The following is a 25,583-nucleotide window of genomic DNA, read 5'->3' as shown; positions in this document are numbered from 1 at the left end:
ATGTTGGATCAATTTATTGTGAAGTCAAGCAGGCTAAGTTCTTGTTCAGCCAAAGGTATACTGAAATAATAACCTTGTACCAAAGTGCAGTTATGTTGCTTTAAAAACGTCAGCTGTTCGGCAGTTTCAACCCCTTCGGCGACCACCCGCAAATTCATTTGCTGTGCCATGGCAATAATGGCAGAAACAATATCCATATCATTGCGATCACCGGGGATATCCTGCACGAAAGAGCGATCAATTTTAAGCTCATCCACCGGAAAGCGTTTTAAATAACTCAGCGAGGAATAGCCTGTACCAAAATCGTCGATAGATAAAGAGACCCCCAGGCTTTTCAACTGATTTAACTGATGAATAGCCGCATCGGTATCCCCCATCAGCATGCTTTCAGTAATTTCGAAAATAATCCGGCGCGGCTCCACCCCGGTTCGCTGCAGTATACGTGCTATCGTTTCCGTTAACGTATTATCGCGAAACTGACGGGCAGACAAATTAATGGATAAGTCTACATCCAGGCCCCGGCTAAGCTGCCTGGCCAGAAAGCGGCATCCTTCCCACAATACCCATTCGCCAATACTGACAATCATACCAGTGCTCTCAGCGACCGGGATAAAGCGACCGGGCGGTACTAACGTCTGGTCTGGCAGCCGCCAACGGAGCAGTGCCTCGTACCCCACCACACTATTGGTTTGTAAATCAATTTTTGGTTGGTAGTGCAACAGAAACTGATGATCGCGTATGGCTTCACGCAGCTGATTTTCCAGCTCCAATCGATCTTTGGCCGCATCTTTTAGATCCTGACTGAAGAAGTGAAACGTATTTTTCCCGCGTGCTTTGGCTTCATACATAGCCAAATCAGCGTGTTTAAGCAACAGCTCTTCTTCCATCGCATCCTCAGGAGCCATAGTAATGCCAATACTGGCACTGATAGCTACCTCACGCGAGCCCAGCTTCACTGGCGCACTAAAGGAGTGTTGTAAGTTTTCTGCTATCAGTGCGGCCTGTTCGCGGTTTTCAATGCCACTTAAGATCACCGCAAACTCATCTCCACCCAAGCGGGCAATGGTGTCTTCTTCCCGTAAGCGGCCGATCAAGCGCTTCGCCACTTGCTGTAACAACTCATCACCGGCATCGTGACCAAGCGTATCATTGATTAACTTAAACTCATCCAAATCGAAGTACAGCAAAGCAAAGGCATAGTGACCACGCTGCGACATCGCCAAAGCCTTACGCAGTTGTTCTCGGAAATACCCCCGGTTCGCCAGCCCCGTTAGCACATCATAGTAAGCCAGCTGTTCCATCTTTTGCTGGCTTTCTTTGATAAAGGAAATATCCTGCAGAGCACAGACGTAATTAGTGACACTGCCTTTCTCGTCCCGGATTGGCGCTATTGCCATCGACATCCAATAATGCTGGGCCTGATGCGCTAACAAGATGTCACCACGCCAGTGATGGCGTGATAATATCGTTTGCTGAATATCCTCCCGGGCAAACTCCATCTCTGAGGCGATAAAATCAGTGATCAGCTTCCCTTCCGCCTCCGCAGGTTGCAGCAACAGTAAGTCTTCAAGAAAAGGGTTTAAGTATTCAATCTGCAATTGCGCATTGGTCAGCACAATACCAGAGCTGGAGAATGCGACTGCTTTCGTCAACTTTTTAGTGGAACGTTCGGCTTGTTCCTTTTCAGCAATGCGGGTATTTAAACCAGCCAACAATTCACTGATTTCATCGGACATCGCCTCTACGGCCCGATTAAGTACCCCTATTTCATCGCGGCTCTGATCCAGTTTTAATGTATGGTAGCCTCCGCGCCCCAGCCGTTGTACAGCTTCAGACAGCCGATTTAGCCGGGTCAGCACCAAACGATAAATAAAAAACTGCAACAACACTGCGACAAGCAATGCAATGAATACAAAAAGTACCATGACTTTGGAGTGAATGCTCTGAAGCACCTGAAAGACATCATCTTTTTCTCGATATACCGTTATAAACCAGTCCAATCGTTCAACGGAAGCTGCATGCAACAAATACCGCTCCGTACTGGCACTGGCAAACTGCTTGCGCTCTGGTTCTGCCAAAAACTGCTGCTTAAATGCAAGTAAATCAGGATCGGACAATGCCATGTCTTGCAGCAAAGTATTCATGCGAGCGTCCTGATCCGGTTGATGGCCCGGAGCCAGCAGTAAATTACCAGAGCGTTCAAACACCAACAATTTGTGCTGCCTGGCCAGCAATGCCACCAAGGCTAAATCGTCAAAGAGATCATCCAGCACATAGTCGGCCCCGGTAACCCCAACAAACACATCATCAATATAAACTGGGACAATCAGGCTGGTCATCCACCGCTGCCAAATGGCATCAAAATAAACCGGTGTCCAACGCGGGATCCTGGCAGGGTTGTGCTCGGGAGTGGCCAGGTTAAAAAAAACATCCTGATGGAAATTGTGTTCCGCATCAATCTCCAGTGCCCAATCGGCGGGTGAGATCCGAATAAAGTGATCGTAGCTAATAAAATAAAAATTAAAGAAATCTTGCCGCATCATGGTCGCAATGGCTTCCCAACTACCCGCCGTAGCGACAAACCAATGCTCTGCAGAAGTACCGACCTGCTGTCGGGATAAAAAAGCGCCGGAATCCGAGTACGGGTCCCTGACCCGGATGGCGCCATCATCCTGTGGCGCAGGCGCTGCGGCAGCAGGCGTATGTGCAGCCATTAATGACCGGCTAAAGAGCTGATTGGCAACCAGCGCTTTCTTTTCTTTTTGGCGAATGAGCTGCTCGATATGTTCTGCAGTACGATGCGCCAGCAGCGATAAGCTAGCCTGCTCTTGCTCCAACACTACAGCCCGCTGCAAATAAAGCACGCCCCAAAGTACCAGCCCCCCGGCACCTAAGGTACACAGAAAGACCAGCAGTGCCAGTTTCATACTCAATGAGCGTAGCCCGGTGGGTTTTTGGAAGTGCAGTTCTTTCACTACGAAGTGCCTGTGGTTGTTATCACTAATGGCCTAAACACTGGTTACGCTTTGAGCATACCATAAGATACTACACTTTTAGCGGCAAGTCCTTTAGTATGCCAACAGGACAAGACAACAGGAGTCACCATGAAAAAAAACCTGCTTTCAATTGCCTTACTCTGTTCTGGCGTAATGCTGAGCCAACCAGCTTTGGCCAATGCCTTTGAGAATGGCGAAGATGCTGTGACTTACCGTCAGGCAGCTTTCCAGATGATTCGATTTAATTTAGTCGATATCAATGAGATGTTTCGAGGCAATGTGCCTTACGATGTCGAGCGGGTACAGCGTAGAGCTGAAGCGCTGGCTACGTTAACGCAACTGCCTTGGGAAGCTTTTACTATCCCGGGAGCCGATCATGCCAGCGGCAAGGTTAAAGCCGCCTTGTGGCAAAACCTGGATGACTTTAATCAGCGCGGAGAGAAGTTTGCTGCCGATGCTGCAGCGCTGCATGAAGCTGCACAAGGTGGTGAGCGTCGGGCTATTCAAGGAGCCTTCCGTGAGTTTGCCAACAACTGCAAAGCTTGCCACGACAACTATCGGGCCGATTAAGCCTGGCTTGAGCAGCAGGGGCCTATGGCCCCTTTGACCTCTGCCCCTTTGATTAGTACGACAAGATCCGGATCAAGTCCGCCCCTTGCCACCAATAAAATGCCAGGCAAAAAAGCAAAACCAACCCAAAGAAGCTCCACCCCGTTTTCGGTGCCGGCACCTTCAGCTCGTCGGGAGCACTCAACTTGCCATGCAGCATCCCCATAATGACGTTATGATGACGCCAGCTATGCCAGATAGCAGCAACGATATGCACCAGCACTGCTATCAGTAAAATATCAATCCCAAGCTTGTGCCATCGGGTGGCCAAAGACACCATGTCGCTTGAGACATAACGCACCAGAGGGCCATCGGTAAAAATGTGATCGGTCGTCATCAGGCCCGAGACAAACTGTAACAACACCAATAGCAGCAAAGCGAAAATCATGTACGACGAAGCCGGGTTGTGCCCCATGACAGGTTCTGGCTGCCGTAAATAACGGATGGCTTTGAGCGGATTAGCCGCAAACTGGCTGAAACGGGCACTTTGGCTGCCATAAAATCCCCAACAAATTCGCGCCAACAATACTGCGGCCAGGGTATATGCCAGCAATTGGTGCCACTCCATCAATCCCTCGGTGCCGGTATACCAAAGCCCGGCCAACAGTGCTACTTGGCTCCAATGGAAAAAGCGCACCGCAGGATCCCACACTTTCTTCATAACCTTCATGCATAACTCCTGAATGTTACCCAATGGATTGCTAATTATGGCTGGATAGATACTCGCTAATGGCCACCCACTCAGTAAATGGGTTTGCAGCACAACCAACAACCTTGTGCCTGCGATTCTAGCATAAGCCATTAGTTGGCCACAGGATCACAAAAGAATATCAAACAAAGATACAACCGACAGCTATTTATTAGTTGACTTTAGCCATCCAGACTGATAAAAAAACCAGATGAAACGACGCACATTCAACACTTTCTTTTTTAGCTTCTTTACCACCCAATCCGGGAGGTAGTGTTGCGCGCGTGCTGAACACCTAAAACCTCCCACCATGGGAGGTTTTTTTTTGCCACCAAACACCGACACACTAATGCAACGAGGATGATCCGTGATGGAACTTACCGAAGTACGACAACAAATCCAACAGACTGATCAGGAGTTGCTGCAACTGCTGGCCAAACGACGCAAACTGGCTCTTGCGGTTGCTGAGGCAAAAATCAGCCAGAACAAACCCATTCGTGATCAACAGCGTGAGGAAGAGTTACTGCTGCGACTGATCGAGAGTGGCAAAACAATGGAGCTGGATGCACATTACGTCACCCGTTTATTTCATGTGATTATTGAAGACTCTGTACTGCAACAACAAGCCAAACTGCAGGGGGAGCTGCGGGGTATGCAAGGACCATCCGTCAAGGTTGCTTATCTGGGAGGTCAGGGTTCATACAGCTACTGGGCAACACAAAAATACTTTACCCGCCGTGCTGAGCAGATTATCGATATTGGCTGCGACAGCTTTAATGAGATCATCAAAGCGGTTGAAACCGGCCATGCCGATTATGCCGTACTACCGATAGAAAATACCTCTTCCGGCAGCATTAATGAGGTTTATGATCTGCTGCAACACACCCGTTTATCCATTGTTGGTGAGCTGACCCACCCGATAGATCACTGTGTACTGGGCCTGCCCGGCGCAGCCCTCAACCAAATCCGGCAAATCTGTGCTCACCCTCAGGTGATTGCTCAGTGCAGCCAGTTTTTGTTAGGCCTGACCAACATCAAGGTAGAGTATTGCGACAGCTCCTCCGATGCCTTTCAGCGGGTGCAGCAAAAACAGGACCCGACCATCGTAGCGATTGGTGGTGAAGCTGGTGGTAAAATCTATGGCCTGGAGGTACTGGCCCGGGATCTGGCCAATCAAAAAGACAATGTCAGTCGCTTTATCGTGGTCGCCCGTAAAGCCATCAGTGTGGCCAAGGCTATACCCGCCAAAACCACCTTTATTATGTTTACCGGCCAACAACCCGGTGCTTTGGTAGACGCCTTAACGGTATTAAAACGCCACGGCATCAGCATGGCTAAGTTAGAGTCACGGCCAATTCCGGGCAATCCATGGGAAGAAATGTTTTATGTCGATGTACTGGCCAATGCAGGCGACTACGCCATGACCCGGGCACTGGAAGAGCTAAACCGCATCACTAAATTTATTAAAGTACTTGGCTGCTACCCAAGTGAAGATATACAGCCAACTGAAGTACCGGCTTAGCACACAAAAAGAAGGCGCCACTCGGGCGCCTTCTATAAAACAGGGGGTGCCTACTTAGCTGTTAGCACGGGCACGAATGGATTCAATCACTGGCGAGCCAGAAAAGCCGTTGCTTTCTGCCCACTCAATATCACCAGAATTAGCAACCTGGCTGCCTGGTAACTGACGGATAATAAAGTCCGCAGTGTCGTTGGCATTGTGACGAATAGCATGACGCACCAGCGGCAAGCCATCACATACGATACCATCATAAACGTTGCGCAAGCGCAGACGGTGATCGCTAAGGGTTTTGCGTAAATCGTTACGGCTATCTGCTGCAACGTAGGAGCAAATAGACAGGGCAAGTTGTTGATCGGCCTGAGCCTGTGAGCTGAACACACCAGTGGCTGCAAGAACAGACGCTAAAGCTACAAATTTCAATTTCATTTTCTGGCTCCAAAAACAGTAATTAGTCAGAATCCATTCATCTTTGAATGGTGATTAGCTTGTGCTTGCGAAAGGTCGATATGACTACTGCTGTTTGCAGTTCACATTAAGGTCAGGACGACGCTTAATGGCAGCCCAGCTATCATGGGAAACGATGTTTCCTTTAGACCTGAAGCTTTGCGTGATCACCCTTTCGGATGTCTTGCCTTTCGAAGTGTGCACATAGTAACCAGTTCAAACGACTTTGGCAATAGCGTCATAAAAATTTCATCGTTTAAATAAGTGAACCGGTCGAACCGGTTAAAGACTTATTTGCTGGCCCTGTGAGGCTATCTCAACCTGGAGCCCGCGCTGGATCATTTCCTGCTGCAAGGCCTGTTGCGCTTTACTCTCACCGTGTACCAACCAGAATTTTGGCTGACCACCAATGGCCTCAGCCCACTGCAACAACTCACTTTGGCCAGCATGGGCAGAAAAGCCCCCTATGGTGTGGACTTTGGCTTTAACCACAATATCTTGGCCAAACAGCTTAATACGCTGCTCACCATCCACCAGCCGGCGTCCTAAAGTGCCTTGCGCCTGAAAGCCAACAAAAATCAGATGGTTCGAGTTCTTCCACAGATTGTGTTTGAAATGATGCACAATACGACCGCCATTGCACATCCCACTGCCAGCAATGATGATAGCCCCTTGTTTAAAGCGGTTAATGGCCATCGAGTCTTCCACTGTTTCCGATAGCTTCAGGATCGGTAAAAACGACGCCAGATCGCGCACGTTCTGCTGTTTTAAAACCCGGGTATCGTCAGGATCCATACTGTGGAAAAAGCGGTCGTAAATTTCAGTGATGCTAATGGCCATCGGACTGTCCAAAAACACAACTTTTTGTTTCAATTTACCCTGATGATACAACACCCCCAGGTAGTACAAGATTTCTTGCGAGCGGCCCAGTGCAAAAGCCGGAATATAAACATTACCGCCGGCCTCGTAGGCGGCATCCAGTGCCGCAGCAAACTCCGCGACGGTGTGCTCCACATCCTGATGATTGCGATCGCCATAGGTACTTTCCATCAGCACCACATCCGCATGCTCAATCTGCGCCGGATCGTGCATCAACACCGTAGCAGGATTTCCCAAATCACCGGAAAACACCAGATGCCGCATGCCTTGCCGGCCCTTCAACCAGAGCTGGACAATGGCCGAGCCCAGAATATGGCCTGCATCGTTAAACTCCAGCTCCATGCCGGGCATTGGTACCAACCGCTTGTTGTAGGGCTGAGGTTCGCATAAAGCCACTACCCGTTCAGCATCGCTTAACTGCATCACCGGCTGTATCTCTTTTTTTCCTGCCCTGGCTGCTCGTTTATTCTTCCATTCCAGATCTTTTAAATACAAATGTACTGAATCTTTTAACAACACAGGCAGTAACTCAGCGGTACCTTTGGTACAGTAAATTTTGCCATGAAAACCTTTGGCGACCAGCAAAGGCAATAAGCCACTGTGGTCAATATGAGCATGCGACAAAATCACCGCATCAATATCTTTGGGTCGGAACTGAAAACGGAATTTGTGCCACTCGCGTATCTGATCGCCCCCCTGCACCATACCGCAATCAAGCAGTATCTTTTTATCGTTTAATTCCAGTAAATAACAGGAGCCGGTGACTTGGCCAGCCCCTCCGATAAAGGTAAGTTGCGCATTAACTGGCATCGAGCTCTCCTATTTCTGTCGCTGTGCTCACGGCCTCTTGCTGCCGCTCATAGTATTGCTGGATCTGGGCAACCCCCAGCATGGCCTTGGTCAGGTGATGATCAAAACGACGCAGCTCAGCCAATCGTAACAACCACTCCCCCCCATGACCACTGTGCAAGGCTGCACTTAATTGCGCAGGGGCCACCAGTTGCTGTTTCTCCGCAGTACGCCAACGGCTAATCTCGCGATACAAGGCTGAAATCTGGCCTGTTCCGGCCGGTAAATCCAGCGCAGCTAACTGACGCCAGAATTCGGCTTCCAGCCGGATCCCGGCGCGATCATGTTCAAAGCGATGCTCCAGTTGCGGCAGCATTTGCAGCAAAAGCTCTACCCTCAGCTGGCTTTTCGCTAAAGCATTCAACAAATCGGACTCAGCAGATTGCAGCGGTTGTTGACCTAACTGGCTACTGAATCGGGCAATGGTGCGCTGCGACTGACGCAACTCATCCAATACCGACTGCTCCATCGGTTTATGATCCATACTGCCAGCCAAGCGACAAAACTGCTGCAACACATGCTGCTGCTCCATGGTCAATGTTTTAAGCGCCAGTGCCGGGATCGCCAGACTGGACTGATCCAACATCCGCAACCGATTGCTCGGCTCTCGACGAAAACGCCCATTTAACCACAACACCAGCCGGTCACTGATCGGCCACATCAGCAGTACCCCAAGCACGTTGAATAAGGTGTGAAACAAGGCCAGACTAAAAGCCGCATGGTGCACATCAAATAGCAACTGCTGCAACCACAATAACAACCACAGCAAAGGCTGCAGTAACATCAGCGCAACCACGGCAGTTATTACATTAAAAATCACATGCAACATCGCCAGCCGTTTGGCCTTGGCTGTTGCCGCCAGAGCAGAAAGAATAGCGGTCGAGGTAGTGCCCAGGTTAGAGCCAATGACAAAAGCAGCCCCCAGACTAAGGGGTACCACCCCACTGGCAACGGCGGTGATCACCAAAGCAATCACCGCCGCCGAAGCTTGCATCACAGTGGTTAGCAAAGCGCCAATCACCACAGCCAACAAGAGCCCAAGCCAACCAATATCTACCAACCAGCCAAATTCGATATTGACAAAAGCTGCATCAAAACTGTCTTTCAACAGGCCGATGCCCAAAAACATCAAACCAAAGCCGGCCAAGCCCTGGCCACTGCCTTGCCAGCTTCGCTGCTTAACAAAAGATTTCAGCAAAATACCAATGCCAATCAGCGGCAGGGCCAGCGCTTCTATTTTAAATTGCAGGCCAACCAAAGCAACGAACCAACCGGTAAAGGAAGTGCCCACATTGCTGCCATAAATCACATAAGCAGCATTGCGCAGTGATAGCAGGTTGGCGTTAACAAAACCAATGGTGGTGACAGTCACCGCAGTAGATGATTGCACCGCAACTGTGGCCCCCGTACCTATCAGCAAGCCATGCAACGGCTTGCCGGTCCAGCGTTGTAAGCCCGTCACCAGATTATTGCCAGCAGCTTTTTTCAGGCCGAGTGTCATCCACTCCATGCCAAGCAAAATAAGGCCCAGGGCGCCGAGCGCCATTAATCCATCGGTCATCATCTGGCTGCTAAAATTCCTCTACGGTAACACTGCGTCATTGTGACATAGTTCAATGCCAGTTAATCTTAGTTTAAATCAAAGCAGGTCGCACTTTTTACTGCACCGGACCGCTTAAAAAACAACCACTTATTCCGGAGGAATTATGTCCAACAACCACCACAATGCATTGCACCGGCGCCATTTCAACAGTGCACAAGACTCGGTGGATGCGATTAACCAATTGCAGGATCATGCATCCTATCGACTGGCTTTTGCGGATCATAGCTTTTTACTGCAGGATGAGCTACGCCATGTCCGATTGCAATTGGAGTATTTAAAACCACAGTTGGTGCTGGAGCAACACGGCATTGATGCCACCTTGGTTGTATTCGGTAGTGCCCGCTTCCTGGCTCCGGAAGCAGCCAAAGCAGCATTGGAGCAGGCAGAAATCGCGCTGGAGAAAATGCCGGAAGATCACCATCTTCAGCAGAAAGTTCAACAAGCTAAACGACATCTGGTAAATAGCCGCTATTATCAGGCATCGCGTGATTTTGCTTACCTGGTGGCAGAGCACAGTCAGCGTAAGCCAGAAGAAAAGTTAACCATTATCAGTGGTGGTGGCCCTGGTATTATGGAGGCTGCTAACCGAGGCGCAATGGAAGCAGGCAGTGCCAGCATTGGTCTGAACATTGTGCTACCGAAAGAGCAACACCCCAACCCTTACATTACACCAGAGTTTTGCTTTCAGTTTCACTACTTTGCTATTCGTAAAATGCACTTTTTACAGCGTGCCCGCGCTCTGGTGGCTTTTCCGGGCGGCTTTGGCACCCTGGATGAATTGTTTGAAACCCTGACCCTGCTACAAACCAAAAAAGCCGAAGCAGTGCCAGTGGTGTTGTACGATGAAACTTTTTGGCGACAACTGATCAATTTTGATCTGCTGGTAGAGACCGGGGTGATCAGTGCCAGTGATCTGGCACTAATCAGCTTTGTCGATACACCGCAACAAGCCTGGCAAGTGATCCGTGATTTTTATCAGTTGGCAAACATCTAAGCTTTGTGCAGCTAACTTCTGCCATCGGTTGCCTTTTGCAGCAATTGCCGGCTTTCATCCAGAAACTGACCAGCCAGTTCACCAAAGAAGGCTTTGCCTTTTGTGAACTCCGCCATCAGCGCCGCTTTATCGGCGCTTTGCACCAGGCCAAGTACCTGCGAAAAGCGCTGCAGATAACGCTCAAGCAATTCTGATGTTTGGGCTGACGACAGCATAATATCAGCATATAGCTCGGCATTTTGTGCAAACAAACGGCCGATCATGGCCAGCTCCAACCGGTAAATTGGCGAGCTAAGAGCCAGTAACTCACTGAGCTCTGCCTGCTCTTCCGCCAGATGAACACCATACACCAAAGAGGTAAAATGGCGCATGCCCTGGATCAACTGCATCCGCTCATCGTGCACGGCGGCACTTTGTTCGACCAGTTCCGCCCCCCACACCACCAGTTGCTGCCGCAACCAGTCGCTTTGCCCGGCAAAACGGCCATCACACACCACGATCACCTGCTTTACCAGATTGCTGACATCAGGACCAAACATCGGGTGCAGCCCAAGTACCGGGCCAGCATGCTTTGCCAGCATGCACGCCAAAGGTTGCTGTTTAATACTGGTAAGATCCGCCAACACACAATCATCCGGCAATTCAGGCAGTTGTGCAATCAACTGGCACGTCAGCGTAATGGGGGTTGCCATTAGCACCATCGCAGCATCCAGGCACAACTGTGACGCTTTGGGCCAGTCATTGGCTTCCAGCACCTCGACCTGATAGCCAGAACGCTGAAACAAACTGACAAAGCGGCTGCCAAGGGCTCCGGCACCACCGACCACCACCACTTTACCACCGCCTGGCCGGCAACAGACAAAGCTGTGTTCCTGTGTTTGGTAAGACTCGCGCATCACCCGGCGCAGTACATCCTCGATCAACTCTGGCGATAAAGCATGCTGCTCTGCTTGCGCCCGCCGGGCTTGCAATAAAGCCTGCTCACGCGCGGGCATATAAACGGGTAAGCCAAACTGCTGTTTCACCCGTCCGACCTCGGCAGTAACCTTGGCACGCCGAGCCAGCAGTTGTACCAACTCAGTATCTATGGCATCAATCTGCTGGCGCAAAGGCGTTAGTGCCTGTTGCTCCGGTGTTTGACTCATGCAGCTGCCACCTGAGTTTGCATGCGCAGATGACAGTCTGCCAGAAGCTCGGCCGTGGTCTGCCAGTCAATGCAGGCGTCTGTTACGGAAACCCCATACAAAGGCGCTTTACCATCCACAATATCCTGACGACCGGCATGCAGATGACTTTCCAGCATAATGCCAATAATGGCCGCATTGCCAGCCTGTCGCTGGGCAATCACATCTTTGGCAATCAGGCCCTGCCGATTATGGTCTTTATTGGAGTTGCCATGGCTGCAATCCACCACAATGGCAGTGGCCAAATCCAGTTTATTCAACGCCGCCACTGCCTCAGCCATGCTGGCTGCATCGTAATTGGGCTTCTTACCGCCGCGCAGAATAATATGGCCATCCGGGTTACCCTGAGTTTCTACCAGTGCTACTTCTCCATTTTGGTTCATACCAATAAAGCGATGTGGGCTGGCTGCCGATTGCAAGGCATTTAATGCAATGCTCAGGTTGCCATCGGTGCCATTTTTAAAGCCAACCGGCATCGACAAACCACTGGCCATTTCGCGGTGCGTCTGGGACTCTACTGTGCGGGCACCAATGGCGGCCCAGCAAATCAGATCCGACATGTACTGCGGGCTGATAGGATCCAGTGCTTCAGTTGCCGTTGGCAGCTCCATATCCACCAGTTTGAGCAACAAATCACGTCCCCAGGTCAGGCCGGTTTCCAGATCAAACGAATCATTCAAATGGGGATCATTGATAAAACCTTTCCAACCTACCGTAGTACGCGGCTTTTCAAAGTACACCCGCATCACAATGTAGAGGCTATCGCTGTAACGCAGTTGCAGCTCTTTTAAACGCTCAGCGTACTCCAGTGCAGACACCGGATCATGAATCGAGCAAGGCCCCGTCACCACCAGCAAGCGGGGATCCCGGCCATGAATAATATCGGCAATGGTCTGCCGCGATTGCTGTACAAACAAAGCCCCTTGCTCGGATAGCGGTAAAGCCTGTTTCAAGACATTGGGGGGACTTAAAGGTTTTTCTGCGGTAATGCGCAGATCGTCAACTCGGGTTGTCATCTCAGTAGCTCCTGGGAAAGCACCCTTAAGTGTATGGCAGACTCGACCATGTTGCCGTCTGATCGGAGCAGGCGACGCCAGCCGTAAACTTAAAGATACATTATGTACTTAATTAATTACAGAAAGTCAGTGTAACCAGATGGAAAGGCACTTTCAACCCCTGCAAAGCCATTATTTGCAAGGCACAAGCAGAATGAGCGCATCATGAATATTGTATTCTTTTATGTACAGCAGAGGAGGGAGGGAAAGTGGCTATTAGCGCAATTCCGCGCTAAGTTGCTGATAGGCCAAACGGATCTGCACAAAGTGCTCAGCATCACCACCGCGATCCGGATGATGCTTTAATGCCAAAATACGATATTGCCGTTTTAACACTGCTAACTGGCAGGGCCAGCTAAGCTGCAGTAGCTCGCAGGCCTGCTGATGACTTAACTGCGGTGTAACTACCGTCCTACTGGCAAACTGTTGCCAGAAATCATCCAGTTGCTGCGCCAGAGTGACCGCATCCATCCGGTAAAAGTTTTGCCAATCCAGATAATACTGTGCACGGCCTTGATCCTGGGCCGATAGCTGCTGGCCCTGATAGGGTAAAAGTTCAGCTTTGGCCAGACCAATATCCAGCCAGGCTACCTCTTCGGCCAGCCATTGCTGCTGAATGCAATACAACAGGTGCTGCAGCACGAAATGGCGCTGAAACAGTGCATACTGCGGATCCGAAGGTGCATTGGTCAGCTGCAGACCCAGGCGCTGCAACAACTGCTGTTCAGTCACCATGCCACTGCTTTGCAACAGAATGGTTTCCAGTTGTCCTTGCAGTAACTGTAACTGTGGGGTAGGAAGTGGTGCTTGCATAGTACGTACAGTGCCAGAGCCCTGCTGCCTGTGCAAGTCTGATAAACAAAAAAGGCCAGCCCTTGCAGGGCCAGCCTTTCTTTGATGCAGCAAAAAGTGCTTAGTTAAGCTTTTCGCGGATACGCGCTGATTTACCTGAACGATCGCGTAAGTAGTACAGTTTGGCACGACGTACCGCACCGCGACGCTTAACAGTGATGCTCTCAACCAATGGGCTGTGTGTCTGGAACACACGCTCTACCCCTTCGCCGTTCGATACTTTACGAACAGTGAAAGAAGAGTGCAGGCCGCGGTTGCGCTTGGCAATCACTACACCTTCGTAGGCCTGAAGACGGGTTTTCTCGCCTTCTTTCACACGTACCTGAACCACCACGGTATCACCCGGGGCAAACGCAGGCACGTCTTGCTTCAGTTGCTCATCTTCAAGCTGCTTGATGATGTTTTGGCTTACTTTGCTCATAACAATCTCTCGTTACCTGGAATTAACTGTCTTTCTGCTGCAGCGCCTGGTGTTCCTGTTGGAACTCAGCCAGTAACTGTCGCTGCTCCTCAGTCAGAGCCAGGGAATTTAACATATCTGGCCGTCGTAACCAGGTCCTGCCAAGGGCCTGTTTCAGACGCCAGCGTCTGATTTTGTCGTGGTGACCACTCAGCAAAACCGGTGGTACCTCTTTGTTTGCGAACACTTCGGGCCGGGTATAGTGTGGACAATCCAACAAACCGGATACAAACGAATCCTGCTCTGCCGATAAATCATGCCCAAGCACGCCAGGTACCAATCGCGACACTGCATCAATCAATGTCATGGCCGGTAACTCGCCCCCGCTTAACACGTAATCACCAATTGACCATTCTTCGTCAATTTCGGTTTCTATTACGCGCTCATCAATGCCTTCGTAGCGCCCTGCGACCAACAGCAGCTTGCTGTGTTGCGCCAACTCCTGCACCCCTTGCTGATCTAACTTCCGGCCTTGCGGCGAAAGGTAGATGGTGTGCACCTTGCCCCCTGCAGCTGCCTGGGCAGCGCGGATTGCGTCGGTGAGTGGCTGTACCATCATCAACATGCCGGGTCCGCCACCATAAGGACGGTCATCGACAGTGCGGTGTTTGTCCGTGGTAAAATCCCGCGGATTCCAGCACTGCACATCAATCAGCCCCTGGCGCAAAGCCCGCCCGGTCACCCCATACTGCGTTATTGCCTGAAACATCTCCGGGAACAGGGATACTACCCCAACCCAAAGCTTGCATGATTCCTGCATTAAAACGCGGGATCCCAGTCGACGACAATACGTCGCTCAGTCAGGTTCACTTCTTTTATTACCGTATTGGTGATAAAAGGCAGCAACCGTTCTTTCTTGCCAAATGCATCGGTGCGGTTGGCTTTCACCACCAGCACATCGTTGGAACCGGTTTCCATCATGTCGCTGACTTCACCTAAGTGATAGCCGGCTTCATTCACCACCGCCAGACCCATCAGGTCTTTCCAGTAGTAATCACCCTCGCCAAGCGCGGGCAATACACTGGTTGGTACGGCGATATCGGCATTGACCAGACGCTGAGCCTGATCGCGGTCCGAAACTCCTTCCAGCTTGGCAATCAAACCATTGCTATGGCGTTTCCAGCTGGTGACCTGCATTTGTTGTGGACGCCCCTGAACACTGACTACCCAGGGTGTATAATCAAAAATCCCTTCCGGGAAATCTGTATAGCTGTTCACTTTTAGCCAGCCGTTAATGCCGTACACAGCACCAAATTTGCCAACCAAAATCAGTTCATCATTCGAACTCAAGCGACAACTCCACAGATCAGGCTAAATTAAGCAGCAGCTTTTTTAGCAGTTTTTACCAGGTTTGCAACACGCTCACTCAAAGATGCACCTTGTGCAACCCAGTGATTCACGCGCTCCAGGTCCAGACGCAGTTTTTCTTCCGTGCCGCTGGCGATTGGGTTAAAGAAACCAACACGCTCAATAAAACGGCCATCACGGGAAAAACGGCTGTCCGCAACCACAACTTGGTAAAAAGGACGCTTTTTCGCGCCACCACGTTGTAAACGAATAGTTACCATACCGTCCTCTAAGTTTTTCGTTCAGGTTTTAAAAAATAACAGCACCTCCGACGGTTCGGAGGGCTGGTGCATTGTACGGATTTTTGCCCCGATTGCAAGGCATTTCGCGGCTTATCGGGGTGGCAGCATCCCTGGTGGTAACTTGCCGCCAAGGCCGCGCATCATCTTCATCATGCCGCCCTTACCCGACATCTGCTTCATCATCTTCTGCATCTGGGTAAATTGCTTCAGCATCTTATTGACGTCCTGCACCTGAGTGCCGGAACCTGCGGCAATGCGTTTTTTGCGGGAGCCTTTAATTAAATCCGGAAACTGGCGCTCTTTTGGTGTCATTGAATTGATGATAGCTTCCATCCGGATAAACTGTTTATCGTCCATCTGGCCGGCGACATTGGCTGGCAGGTTTTTCATGCCCGGCAATTTATCCATCATCGACATCATGCCGCCCATATTGCGCATCTGGCCCAGCTGATCACGAAAGTCTTCCAGGCTAAAGCCTTTGCCTTTCATCATCTTCTGCGCCACTTTGGCCGCTTTGTCTTTATCGACTTTTTGCTCGATTTCCTCAATCAGGCTCAGTACATCGCCCATACCAAGGATACGGGACGCCACCCGATCCGGATGGAAAGGCTCAAGCGCATCCACTTTCTCGCCCATACCGATGAACTTAATCGGCTTGCCGGTAATATGACGAATGGATAAGGCTGCTCCGCCACGGGCATCACCATCGGCCTTGGTTAAGATCACTCCGGTCAATGGCAAGGCATCATTAAAGGCTTTGGCTGTATTAGCCGCATCCTGACCGGTCATGGCATCAACCACAAACAGGGTTTCAATGGGCTTCACCGCCGCATGCAGTGTTTGGATTTCCTGCATCATCGCATCATCGACGTGCAAGCGACCGGCGGTATCGACCAACAGCACATCAAACTGACGGGTGCGGGCATGAGCAATAGCGGCATTAACAATAGCGACCGGTTGCTGCGATACATCGCTTGGGAAAAACTCTACCCCAACCTCTTTGGCCAGAGTCTCCAACTGCTTAATCGCTGCTGGCCGGTAAACGTCGGCACTGACTACCAGGACTTTTTTCTTTTTGCGCTGCGTTAAAAAACGCGCCAGCTTACCGACCGAGGTGGTTTTACCTGCACCTTGCAAGCCAGCCATCAAGACCACGGCAGGGGGCTGGGTGTTGAGCGCCAACTCTTCATTGGCTTCACCCATGGCCTCTTCCAACGCCTTGCGCACAATCTTGATAAACTCCTGACCAGGCGTCAGGCTTTTGCTCACTTCCAGGCCAACGGCTTTTTCTTTCACCTGAGCGACAAAATCGCGTACCACTGGCAAAGCCACATCGGCCTCCAGTAACGCCATCCGTACTTCACGCAGTGTCTCTTTGATGTTCTCTTCGGTCAGGCGTCCGCGGCCACTGATGTTCTTCAGTGTTCGGGTCAGACGCTCCGATAAATTCTCAAACATGGTATTCACCCATCACTATCAGTATGCTGCCAGTATACCTGAGTCGATTGCCGGCGTCAGCCACAGAGCTATTTAGGCATTGGTATTCCATCTCAGTTGCAATACAATGGCTATCCAACTGTAATTCAGGGAAAGTTTTGCATGCACACGCTGTTGTTGCCATTGGTTGCCATGCTGGCTTATGCGCTGGCAGCAGGCACTGTTCTTGGCCGTTTATTTCACCCGGCGGGGCCACTGCTTCGGCTCACTTTTAGTGCGGCTTGTGTCGGCCTGGTGTTGCATGCTATTGCCTTGTCCGGTGTTTTATTTACCCCGGCAGGCCAGAACTTCAGCCTGCTAAATGTCAGCTCTTTGGTCAGTTGGCTGATCACGGTGGCAGTCACAGTGACCGCACTGCGCTCGCCTTTGATACTGTTATTACCGGTGGTGTATGGCTGCGCCGCCCTGGTGCAACTTAGTGTGTTAATGATACCTCAGGGCACACAAATTCTGCAGATTGAGCACAATCCGCTTTTGCTGCTGCATATACTGGTTGCCTTTATCGCTTACGTTATTCTGATCCTGGCAACCTTGTACAGTGTGCAAGTCAGCTACATCAGCTATAAACTAAAACACAAAGCGCTGAGCATGCACTCGCAACTACCACCACTGATGCAAGCCGAAGTACTGCAGTTCCGGTTGTTGCTGGTTGGTACTTTGCTGCTTGGCATTACCCTGCTTAGCGGTGCGCTCTTTACCAGCGACTGGCTTGGCAAACACAACCTGCACAAAAATGTGCTGAGCCTGATAGCCTTTGTGCTGTTTGCTCTGCTTAGCTGGGGCCATGCCCGCCTTGGCTGGCGCGGTAAAACAGCCATCAGCCTGACTCTGCTTGGCAGCCTGCTGTTAACACTGGCTTACTTTGGCAGTCGCTTTGTACGCGAAGTGCTGCTAAGTGGCGCGCTCTGATGTTTTACATCTGCTTGCTACACGTACATACTATGCATTCCATTCCCTTTAGGCCACACAGGTAACCCTCTTTTGGACGCGATAGCTACCAGTACCTTATTTATTATTCTTGGTGTACTTATTTTTATCTCCGCGTACTTTTCGGGCTCTGAAACCGGCATGATGTCGGTAAACCCATACCGCTTGAAGCATCTGGCGAATGAAAAAAACAAAGGCGCGCTGCGTGTCAGTCAGTTGCTAAAGCGTCCTGATCGGCTGATTGGCTTGATCCTGATTGGCAATAACCTGGTGAATATTGCTGCTTCTGCCATCGCTACCATCATTGGCTTGCGGTTGTTTGGGGATATCGGTATCGCCATTGCCACCTTTGGTTTGACGCTGGTGATCCTGGTGTTTGCTGAAGTCACCCCCAAAACCTTGGCCGCACTGCACCCGGAGCGGGTCGCTTTTCCCAGCTCGGTTATTTTAAAGCCCCTGCTGAAAGTGCTGTACCCCATCGTTTGGCTGGTCAATCAAATTACCAACAACTTCCTGAAGCTGTTTGGCGTCAGCGCGGAGCAGCATCAAGGCAACAGCTTAAGCGCGGAAGAGTTACGCACTGTGGTACATGAAGCTGGTGCCCTGATCCCGGAGAAGCATCAAAGCATGTTGGTTGGCGTGCTGGATTTGGAGCATGCGACAGTTGAAGACATCATGATCCCGCGTAATGAAATCAGCGGCCTGGATGTCAGCGACGACTGGAAACAACTGGTACGTCAGTTGGCCAATTCACCGCACAGCCGCCTGTTGCTGTACAGAGATACCATTGATGATGCCCTCGGCTTTTTGAATACCCGGGATCTGGTGCGTCCTCTGCTGAAAAAACAGCTGACCAAAGCCACCTTGCTGCGTGCGGTGCGAGATATTTACTATATTCCGGAAGGTACTCCGCTCAGTACACAATTGTTAAAGTTCCAGGCGTCAAAAGAACGTATTGGCCTGGTGGTGGATGAGTACGGTGATATTCAGGGTCTGGTAACTCTGGAAGACATTCTGGAAGAAGTGGTGGGTGATTTCACGACCGATGTCGTTGAAGACAACCATGAAGAAATCATTGCTCAGCCGGACGGTACTGTACTGGTAGAAGGCGGTATTAACTTGCGCGACTTAAACCGCGAACTGCAACTCAGCTTCCCCACCGATGGGCCCAAAACACTGAATGGCCTGGTGCTGGAGTATTTGGAAGAAATTCCACAAGGAAGCCTGAGCCTTAAACTAGCCGGTTACAAAATGGAAATCGTCGAGGTGCAGGATAATATGATCAAAACCATTCGTTTGTTCCCGCTATCGAAAAAACGGCGTGACCACTAGCCACAGCCCGGCTGGTCCCGGGCTGCATTGGCTCGAATCAAAAACCGATTAAACGACGGAACCAGCCCCGCTGTAACTCTTTTTCACAGCTGGACAATTGCGTAGCATACATCTGAGCCCGATCATCCACCCGCCGTGCCACGGAAATCAGCCAGGTTTTATTGCGATAGGTGCCGCGCTGAAACCCACCCCAGCCATCGTGGTAATTCAGGTACTGATTGTAGGCATCCCATTTAGACACGCCATTAATACGATGGGTTTTATCAATGTACCACCCCATAAAATCCATAGCATCGGAAAAGTTGCTGCGGCTGGCAAAACGGCGGTTGGTTTCCCGCTGGTAATCAGCCCAGGTTTCGGTTTTGGCCTGTGAATAACCATAGGCCGAGCTGGCACGACCATAGGGGATAAAGCCTAAAAAATAGCGCATCGGTGGCCGGGCATTATGACGGAAGCTGCTTTCCTGAAACATCATGCTCATTGGCACATGAATAGGTACCCCCCATTTATCGCGGGTATTGGCAGCAGCCTTGTACCAGGAACGATGTTCTTTAAAGATATCGCAAATATTGCTGCTATTTTGTGGCGGGGGCGTACTGCAGCCGGATAACAACACCACTGAAAAAAATACACCACCAATTAAAAAATTATTCGTCTTCATATGAACTTTATAGATCCATTCGCTTCTAACAAAGTGCAAGGACGCAAATCAAGTTTTACGTTTCCCTGGATTTCAATCCTGTATCGCGGTCACCCCTCTCCTGGTGACCGCTTTTTTTAGCTGCTGCTTTGTAAAGAGCATGGCTTAGGCGCAAAGTAATCCTGCAGATAAGCTTCAAAACTTAACGTATCCGCCGCTTCCACCTCAGCTTGCTTTTGATGCGATTGTACTGCCATCGCAATCAATGCTTGCTCGTCGAAGTACTGGTAGCCTCGTTGCAACAGTTGCTGACGATACTGCTCCGCCATAGCCAGCGCAAAGGGGCCATTGTCTTGTTGTGCTGCCAGTAATTGCTTAAGTAAACGGCCTGAATAGGTATTGGCCGGGTCCAGCAGGCTTAGGTAAAAAGCTTTAATCGTGTCCTGATAGCAGCTGCCTCCATGGGCTTGATCCAACCAAGCCGCCACCGCGGATAAATCGGCAAAAATTTCTTCCGCCCAATCCAGCATTAAACGTGGTGCACCGTGCTGCATCAACTCCAGGTTTTGTCGCCTGCCATCCGTCACCACTTTCTTCAGGTTCTGCTCGGTCACCAGTTGATCTTCATGACTTAGCTTGGGGCTTTCCTGCAGTAGGCAATAGCACAAAAACACATCCAAAAAGCGCATTTGTTCCGCACTAACCCCAACAGAGCTAAACGGATTGACATCCAGAGCCCGCACTTCAATGTATTCGACCCCGCGCGCTGCCAGGGCGCAGGTAGGTCGCTCGCCACTTTCCGTAGTGCGCTTAGGTCGGATGGTGGAATAAAATTCGTTTTCTATCTGCAAAATATTGCTGTTGAGCTGTTGATATCCCTGCTCTGCATTGCAAGGAATAGCAGCATACTCATCCGAAGGCAGGGTAATGGCCTGATGCAAGCCTGCGATGTATTCATCCAGCGAGTTGTAGGTGACTTTCAGGCGCGATTGGGCACTGTTGGTATAACCTAAATCACTCATGCGCAGCGATGTCGCGTAAGGCAAATACAAGGTGCCTTTACCCAGTTTTTCAAATGGGTATTTGCTGTTCCTGCCCTGGATAAAAGAACTGCACAAGGCCGGTGAAGCCCCAAATAGATACACAATCAACCAGGCCATGCGTTTGTAGTTTCGCACCAATGCCAGATACTGCTCAGAGATAAAAGCTTGATCGGCGGTACTCTGGCCAAAAATAGTCGCCAAGTGCGGCCAAAAGCCAGCCGGAAACGAGAAGTTAAAGTGCACCCCGCTGATGGCCTGCATCATGCTGCCATATCGACGTTTTAAGCCCTGACGATAGAGCGTTTTCATCCGGCCAACATTGGAGCTACCATACTGCGCCAGTTGGATCTCATCTTCATGGCCAATATAGCATGGCATACTCAATGGCCATAAACGCTCCTGCCCTAACTGCTTCAGGGTGAACGTATGCACATCCGACAATTGTGCCAGCGTCGTATCGATATCGGTTGAAACCGGGGTAATAAACTCAAGCAGTGTTTCAGAAAAATCGGTGGTAATCATCGGGTGGGTTAAAGCCGAACCGAGCGCCTCTTGATGTGCTGTATCCGCCAAACGGCCATCCGGCTTGATCCGTAAAGTCTCCCGCTCCAACCCCCGCCGGATCCCGACAATACTGTTTAGATGCTCTGCAGCTGAAAGTGCTGCCAGACGTTGCTTAAGAAGTGAACTCAAAAGACACCCTTCCTTACTTGAAGGCCCGTATTACTGAGCGACAGCCTGTTACCTGTCGCTCACTCTACTTTGGAAATACTACGGCAACAAGGCTGTAGAGCTTTTTTCCGGCTATTTTTGCTCCAAATCAGTGCCTTCTCCAGTCACTGTGTTATCTACCGGAGCTGCATCTGTATCATCCGCCTCTGGCGGTGCAACGTCGCCCACTACATGCTCCAGCTTCAGCTTATTAACACTTCGAATCGTGGTAATAGGCCCCGAGCAGGCATACAGCAAGAAGATGATCAGTAGCATTTCTGCCGGCCGTGCAGCAATTACTACGAAAATCAGTACTACCAATAAAATAGTGACAAAGGAAACCTTATCCCGCCAGTTCACATCTTTAAAGGAGTGGTAGCGGAAGTTACTCACCATCAGCAAGCCGGACAAAATTGTCAGTATTCCCAGCAGATACCCAAAGTCATGGCCATCTAATTCATAATAGGCTCCGGTCCACACCATGCCGGCCATCAATGCCGCCGAAGCGGGGCTGGCCAGCCCCTGAAAAAAACGACCGTCCGTCACCGACAGGTTGGCATTAAAACGCGCCAGCCGCAGCGCCGCGCAGGCAACAAATAAAAATGCCGCCAACCAACCAAACTTACCAGTATCTGACAGCGCCCAATTGTACATCACCATAGCGGGTGCCATGCCAAAAGACAGCATATCGGCCATGCTGTCGTACTGTGCTCCAAATTCACTCTGGGTATTGGTAAGGCGCGCCACCCGGCCATCCAGGCCATCAAAAATCATCGCTACAAAAATAGCGATAGCTGCCGCGTCAAAGTGGCCATTCATGGATGAAATAATGGCGTAAAAGCCAGAGAACAAACCTCCGGTAGTTAGCAGGTTTGGTAATAAATAGATGCCCTTACGAGGCTGAGATTCTGTTTTGCCAGCTTCAGTCATAGATTCAATGCGCCAAAATAAACCATCAGGTTGATGCGGCTTAATGTATCACGGATCGGAAAAACGCAAAAGAAAAGCTGATTGCGACCTGACGAAAGCTGCCACTGGCTGTATGAACGTTATCAAAGCATTCAGCATCAACCACCAACAATGCCCACGCTGGGGTGGGCATTGGGTGAACGATAAAAAGCCTAAAGTCAGTGTTAGTGGATCACAAAGTCGTCACCATCAACATCAATCTGCACTGTGGCACCTGGAGCAATCTCACCTTTGAGTAAGGCTTGTGCCAATGGGTTTTCCAGGTAGTGTTGGATAGCTCGCTTCAGCGGCCTTGCACCGTATACCGGATCAAAGCCGGCCGCCGCCAGTTTATCCAGAGCCGCTTCACTGACTTCCAACTGATAATCACGCTCTTCCAGGCGCTGACGTAACCGCTGCAACTGGATAGTCGCAATCGACTTGATCTGGGCATGACCCAATGGATGGAACACCACAGTTTCATCAACCCGGTTTAAAAATTCAGGCCTGAAGTGCTTGCCGAGCACATCCATCAACATGGTTTTCATGTCCTGATAGCTCGACTCACTGCTGTACTCCTGGATCAAATCCGAGCCTAAGTTCGAGGTCATAATGATCACGCTGTTTTTAAAATCGACCGTGCGGCCCTGACCATCGGTCAAACGACCATCGTCCAACACCTGCAGCAGGATGTTGAACACATCCGGATGGGCTTTTTCCACTTCATCCAGCAGGATCACCGAATAAGGCTTGCGCCTGACGGCTTCGGTCAGATAGCCGCCTTCCTCATAACCGACATAGCCTGGAGGCGCACCGACCAGGCGCGATACCGCGTGTTTTTCCATAAACTCCGACATATCAATCCGCACCATCGCATCCGGACTATCAAACAAAAAGGTGGCCAATGACTTGGTCAGTTCAGTTTTACCAACCCCGGTCGGCCCTAAAAACAGGAAAGAGCCAATGGGACGGTTCGGATCGGATAAGCCAGCACGCGAACGACGTATCGCATTAGCAACGGCTGCTACAGCTTCCTGTTGCCCGACCACATTCTTGTGCAGCGCATCTTCCATCTGTAACAACTTATCCCGCTCGCCTTCCAGCATCTTGCTGACCGGAATGCCGGTGGCTTTCGACAGCACATCCGCAATCTCTTGCTCAGTCACCCGGTTACGCAGCAACTGCATATCCTGCATTTCGGCCTGGCTAGCTAAATCCAGTTGCTTCTCCAATGCCGGAATACGCCCATACTGCAACTCGGACATTCGCTGCAAATCGCCGGCCCGGCGGGCTACTTCCAGATCCAGCCGCACCTGCTCCAACTCGGCTTTAATGGTCTGAGTTCCCTGCAAAGCTGCTTTTTCAGCCTCCCAGATTTCATCCAGTCCCTGGTATTCCTGCTCCAGTTGAGCAATTTGTTCCTGTATCGCATCACGACGCTTTTTGCTGCCATCATCCACTTCTTTGCTGAGTGCATTGTCTTCCAGCTTCAATTGAATAATGCGCCGCTCCAGCCTATCCATTTCTTCAGGCTTGGAGTCCATCTGCATCCGAATGCTGGACGCCGCTTCATCAATCAAATCGATGGCTTTATCCGGCAACTGGCGGTCATTGACGTAGCGATGTGATAAGGTGGCCGCAGCTACGATGGCCGGATCGGTAATTTCCACCGCATGGTGCAGCTCATAGCGCTCTTTTAAGCCCCGCAAAATGGCAATGGTGTCTTCGACCGTAGGCTCTTCCACCAAAACTTTTTGAAAGCGCCGTTCCAGCGCCGCATCTTTTTCAATGTATTTGCGGTACTCATCCAGGGTAGTAGCACCCAGGCAATGCAGCTCCCCACGCGCCAGCGCCGGCTTTAACATATTACCGGCATCCATGGCGCCATCGGCTTTTCCTGCGCCGACCATAGTATGAATTTCATCGATAAACAAAATGACCTGGCCTTCTTCTTTGGCCAGCTCATTCAGCACTGCTTTTAGCCGCTCTTCAAATTCCCCGCGGTACTTGGCACCAGCCAACAGTGCGCCCAAATCCAGTGCCAACACCCGTTTATCCAGCAAACCTGCCGGTACTTCTTTGTTGATGATTCGCAGCGCCAACCCTTCGACAATGGCGGTTTTTCCCACACCAGGCTCACCAATCAATACCGGGTTGTTTTTAGTGCGGCGTTGCAGTACCTGAATGCAGCGGCGAATTTCTTCATCCCTGCCAATCACAGGATCCAGCTTACCGGCTTCGGCCCTGGCCGTTAAATCGACAGTGTACTTACTCAGTGCCTGCCGGGTATCTTCAGCATTGGGATCGTCCACTTGCTGACCAGCACGCATCTGGTCAATGGCTTTAGCCAGTGCTTCATTGGTCACCCCTTGCTCTCGCAGGATCTGACCCAAAGCGCCCTTATCCTCGGTGGCAGCCAGAACAAACAACTCGCTGGAAATGTATTGATCTTTGCGCTTTTGCGCCAGCTTGTCGCACAGGTTGAGCAAGGTGCCCATCGATGCGGATAACTGTACATCACCACCGGTGCCTTCCACCGTTGGCAAGCGCTCTATGGCCTGCGTCACTTTCAGCCGCAGTTCGTTAAAATTAATTCCAAGCTTATTCAGCAATTCGCGTACGGTGCTGCCATCCTGATTCAGCAACGCATGCATCAGATGCACCGGCTCAATAAACTGATGATCGCGGCCAAGTGCCAGCGATTGCGCATCGGCAATGGCCTGTTGGAACTTGCTGGTCAAACGATCTAATCGCATGATGT

General features: G+C 50.7%; 22 protein-coding genes and 1 riboswitch. Of the genes, 5 read left to right on the top strand and 17 right to left on the bottom strand.

Features of this window, described 5'->3' with window-relative positions; translation table 11 throughout:
- Positions 1-8: 8 nt before the first annotated feature.
- Positions 9-2,975 carry a bifunctional diguanylate cyclase/phosphodiesterase gene (locus QWF21_RS00215; protein ID WP_330086023.1) on the bottom strand — a complete coding sequence of 989 codons (2,967 nt, stop codon included), beginning with the start codon at positions 2,973-2,975 and terminating at the stop codon, positions 9-11.
- A gap of 129 nt (positions 2,976-3,104) precedes the next feature.
- Here QWF21_RS00215 and QWF21_RS00210 point away from each other — a divergent pair, with 129 nt between their 5' ends.
- Positions 3,105-3,566, top strand: a complete 462-nt coding sequence (locus QWF21_RS00210; RefSeq protein WP_330086022.1) for a c-type cytochrome — start codon at positions 3,105-3,107, stop codon at positions 3,564-3,566.
- 52 nt (positions 3,567-3,618) lie between these two features.
- Here QWF21_RS00210 and QWF21_RS00205 read toward each other — a convergent pair whose 3' ends face one another.
- Complete coding sequence (locus tag QWF21_RS00205; RefSeq protein ID WP_330086021.1) at positions 3,619-4,275, bottom strand: cytochrome b/b6 domain-containing protein; 657 nt, start codon at positions 4,273-4,275, stop codon at positions 3,619-3,621.
- A gap of 388 nt (positions 4,276-4,663) precedes the next feature.
- Here QWF21_RS00205 and QWF21_RS00200 point away from each other — a divergent pair, with 388 nt between their 5' ends.
- Positions 4,664-5,815: a chorismate mutase gene (locus QWF21_RS00200; RefSeq protein ID WP_330086395.1), complete on the top strand. Its 1,152-nt coding sequence runs from the start codon at positions 4,664-4,666 to the stop codon at positions 5,813-5,815.
- Positions 5,816-5,869: 54 nt separating this feature from the next.
- On the opposite strand, the gene QWF21_RS00195 is transcribed toward QWF21_RS00200, so the two are convergent.
- The 3 genes from QWF21_RS00195 to QWF21_RS00185 form a co-directional block, all read right to left on the bottom strand.
- Positions 5,870-6,241 (bottom strand): DUF3718 domain-containing protein, encoded by a 372-nt coding sequence (locus tag QWF21_RS00195; protein ID WP_330086020.1) that lies wholly within the window; start codon positions 6,239-6,241, stop codon positions 5,870-5,872.
- Between the two features lie 126 nt (positions 6,242-6,367).
- A riboswitch (cyclic di-GMP riboswitch) is annotated at positions 6,368-6,458 on the bottom strand.
- A gap of 83 nt (positions 6,459-6,541) precedes the next feature.
- Entirely contained in the window at positions 6,542-7,948 is a 1,407-nt protein-coding gene (locus tag QWF21_RS00190) for an MBL fold metallo-hydrolase (protein ID WP_330086019.1), read from the bottom strand.
- Positions 7,938-9,548 (bottom strand): Na/Pi cotransporter family protein, encoded by a 1,611-nt coding sequence (locus QWF21_RS00185; protein ID WP_330086018.1) that lies wholly within the window; start codon positions 9,546-9,548, stop codon positions 7,938-7,940. Before QWF21_RS00185 ends, QWF21_RS00190 begins: the two co-directional genes overlap by 11 nt.
- Positions 9,549-9,693: 145 nt before the next feature.
- Here QWF21_RS00185 and QWF21_RS00180 point away from each other — a divergent pair, with 145 nt between their 5' ends.
- Positions 9,694-10,584, top strand: coding sequence for an LOG family protein (locus QWF21_RS00180; RefSeq protein ID WP_330086017.1), 891 nt, complete (start codon positions 9,694-9,696; stop codon positions 10,582-10,584).
- Between the two features lie 11 nt (positions 10,585-10,595).
- On the opposite strand, the gene tyrA is transcribed toward QWF21_RS00180, so the two are convergent.
- The 8 genes from tyrA to ffh form a co-directional block, all read right to left on the bottom strand.
- A complete protein-coding gene (tyrA, locus tag QWF21_RS00175) occupies positions 10,596-11,729 on the bottom strand; it encodes a bifunctional chorismate mutase/prephenate dehydrogenase (RefSeq protein ID WP_330086016.1) in 1,134 nt (377 codons plus the stop codon).
- Positions 11,726-12,784, bottom strand: a complete 1,059-nt coding sequence (locus QWF21_RS00170; RefSeq protein WP_330086015.1) for a 3-deoxy-7-phosphoheptulonate synthase — start codon at positions 12,782-12,784, stop codon at positions 11,726-11,728. Before QWF21_RS00170 ends, tyrA begins: the two co-directional genes overlap by 4 nt.
- Positions 12,785-13,039: 255 nt before the next feature.
- Positions 13,040-13,636, bottom strand: a complete 597-nt coding sequence (locus tag QWF21_RS00165) for a DNA-J related domain-containing protein (protein WP_330086014.1) — start codon at positions 13,634-13,636, stop codon at positions 13,040-13,042.
- Positions 13,637-13,736: 100 nt separating this feature from the next.
- A complete protein-coding gene (gene rplS / locus QWF21_RS00160) occupies positions 13,737-14,096 on the bottom strand; it encodes a 50S ribosomal protein L19 (RefSeq protein ID WP_330086013.1) in 360 nt (119 codons plus the stop codon).
- A gap of 22 nt (positions 14,097-14,118) precedes the next feature.
- On the bottom strand, positions 14,119-14,895 hold the full coding sequence (trmD, locus tag QWF21_RS00155) for a tRNA (guanosine(37)-N1)-methyltransferase TrmD (RefSeq protein ID WP_330086012.1): 777 nt from the start codon (positions 14,893-14,895) through the stop codon (positions 14,119-14,121).
- Positions 14,895-15,425, bottom strand: a complete 531-nt coding sequence (gene rimM / locus QWF21_RS00150) for a ribosome maturation factor RimM (protein WP_330086011.1) — start codon at positions 15,423-15,425, stop codon at positions 14,895-14,897. The genes trmD and rimM overlap by 1 nt, the downstream gene beginning before the upstream one ends.
- A gap of 26 nt (positions 15,426-15,451) precedes the next feature.
- Positions 15,452-15,703 carry a 30S ribosomal protein S16 gene (gene rpsP / locus QWF21_RS00145; protein ID WP_091337841.1) on the bottom strand — a complete coding sequence of 84 codons (252 nt, stop codon included), beginning with the start codon at positions 15,701-15,703 and terminating at the stop codon, positions 15,452-15,454.
- Between the two features lie 111 nt (positions 15,704-15,814).
- Entirely contained in the window at positions 15,815-17,182 is a 1,368-nt protein-coding gene (ffh, locus tag QWF21_RS00140; RefSeq protein ID WP_330086010.1) for a signal recognition particle protein, read from the bottom strand.
- A gap of 141 nt (positions 17,183-17,323) precedes the next feature.
- On the opposite strand from ffh, the gene QWF21_RS00135 reads away from it, so the two are divergent.
- A complete protein-coding gene (locus QWF21_RS00135; protein ID WP_330086009.1) occupies positions 17,324-18,130 on the top strand; it encodes a cytochrome C assembly family protein in 807 nt (268 codons plus the stop codon).
- 72 nt (positions 18,131-18,202) lie between these two features.
- Complete coding sequence (locus QWF21_RS00130; RefSeq protein WP_330086008.1) at positions 18,203-19,480, top strand: HlyC/CorC family transporter; 1,278 nt, start codon at positions 18,203-18,205, stop codon at positions 19,478-19,480.
- A gap of 37 nt (positions 19,481-19,517) precedes the next feature.
- Here the strand turns inward: QWF21_RS00130 and QWF21_RS00125 are convergent, their stop codons facing one another.
- From QWF21_RS00125 to clpB, 4 genes are all read right to left on the bottom strand, one after another.
- Positions 19,518-20,141, bottom strand: coding sequence for a transglycosylase SLT domain-containing protein (locus QWF21_RS00125; RefSeq protein ID WP_330086007.1), 624 nt, complete (start codon positions 20,139-20,141; stop codon positions 19,518-19,520).
- A 116-nt stretch (positions 20,142-20,257) separates the two neighbouring features.
- Positions 20,258-21,856, bottom strand: a complete 1,599-nt coding sequence (gene gshA / locus QWF21_RS00120) for a glutamate--cysteine ligase (RefSeq protein ID WP_330086006.1) — start codon at positions 21,854-21,856, stop codon at positions 20,258-20,260.
- 111 nt (positions 21,857-21,967) lie between these two features.
- Positions 21,968-22,804, bottom strand: a complete 837-nt coding sequence (gene pssA / locus QWF21_RS00115; RefSeq protein ID WP_330086005.1) for a CDP-diacylglycerol--serine O-phosphatidyltransferase — start codon at positions 22,802-22,804, stop codon at positions 21,968-21,970.
- A 203-nt stretch (positions 22,805-23,007) separates the two neighbouring features.
- Complete coding sequence (gene clpB / locus QWF21_RS00110; RefSeq protein ID WP_330086004.1) at positions 23,008-25,578, bottom strand: ATP-dependent chaperone ClpB; 2,571 nt, start codon at positions 25,576-25,578, stop codon at positions 23,008-23,010.
- Positions 25,579-25,583 lie beyond the last annotated feature (5 nt).

Origin of the sequence: Alkalimonas mucilaginosa, from assembly GCF_036327005.1 — a bacterium.
Taxonomy (GTDB): Bacteria; Pseudomonadota; Gammaproteobacteria; order Enterobacterales; family Alteromonadaceae; genus Alkalimonas; species Alkalimonas mucilaginosa.
Note: the sequence above shows the minus strand (reverse complement) of the source record. Positions and strands in the feature narration are given on the sequence as shown.

Excerpts from the sequence above, each read along its gene's own strand:
- clpB (WP_330086004.1), bottom strand. The coding sequence starts at position 25,578 with ATGCGATTAGATCGTTTGACCAGCAAGTTCCAACAGGCCATTGCCGAT.
- QWF21_RS00170 (WP_330086015.1), bottom strand. The coding sequence starts at position 12,784 with ATGACAACCCGAGTTGACGATCTGCGCATTACCGCAGAAAAACCTTTA.
- QWF21_RS00205 (WP_330086021.1), bottom strand. The coding sequence starts at position 4,275 with ATGAAGGTTATGAAGAAAGTGTGGGATCCTGCGGTGCGCTTTTTCCAT.
- rplS (WP_330086013.1), bottom strand. The coding sequence starts at position 14,096 with ATGAGCAAAGTAAGCCAAAACATCATCAAGCAGCTTGAAGATGAGCAA.
- QWF21_RS00185 (WP_330086018.1), bottom strand. The coding sequence starts at position 9,548 with ATGACCGATGGATTAATGGCGCTCGGCGCCCTGGGCCTTATTTTGCTT.
- ffh (WP_330086010.1), bottom strand. The coding sequence starts at position 17,182 with ATGTTTGAGAATTTATCGGAGCGTCTGACCCGAACACTGAAGAACATC.
- pssA (WP_330086005.1), bottom strand. The coding sequence starts at position 22,804 with ATGACTGAAGCTGGCAAAACAGAATCTCAGCCTCGTAAGGGCATCTAT.
- QWF21_RS00195 (WP_330086020.1), bottom strand. The coding sequence starts at position 6,241 with ATGAAATTGAAATTTGTAGCTTTAGCGTCTGTTCTTGCAGCCACTGGT.
- QWF21_RS00200 (WP_330086395.1), top strand. The coding sequence starts at position 4,664 with ATGGAACTTACCGAAGTACGACAACAAATCCAACAGACTGATCAGGAG.
- tyrA (WP_330086016.1), bottom strand. The coding sequence starts at position 11,729 with ATGAGTCAAACACCGGAGCAACAGGCACTAACGCCTTTGCGCCAGCAG.
- QWF21_RS00135 (WP_330086009.1), top strand. The coding sequence starts at position 17,324 with ATGCACACGCTGTTGTTGCCATTGGTTGCCATGCTGGCTTATGCGCTG.
- trmD (WP_330086012.1), bottom strand. The coding sequence starts at position 14,895 with ATGCAGGAATCATGCAAGCTTTGGGTTGGGGTAGTATCCCTGTTCCCG.
- QWF21_RS00180 (WP_330086017.1), top strand. The coding sequence starts at position 9,694 with ATGTCCAACAACCACCACAATGCATTGCACCGGCGCCATTTCAACAGT.
- QWF21_RS00210 (WP_330086022.1), top strand. The coding sequence starts at position 3,105 with ATGAAAAAAAACCTGCTTTCAATTGCCTTACTCTGTTCTGGCGTAATG.
- QWF21_RS00165 (WP_330086014.1), bottom strand. The coding sequence starts at position 13,636 with ATGCAAGCACCACTTCCTACCCCACAGTTACAGTTACTGCAAGGACAA.
- QWF21_RS00190 (WP_330086019.1), bottom strand. The coding sequence starts at position 7,948 with ATGCCAGTTAATGCGCAACTTACCTTTATCGGAGGGGCTGGCCAAGTC.
- rpsP (WP_091337841.1), bottom strand. The coding sequence starts at position 15,703 with ATGGTAACTATTCGTTTACAACGTGGTGGCGCGAAAAAGCGTCCTTTT.
- QWF21_RS00125 (WP_330086007.1), bottom strand. The coding sequence starts at position 20,141 with ATGAAGACGAATAATTTTTTAATTGGTGGTGTATTTTTTTCAGTGGTG.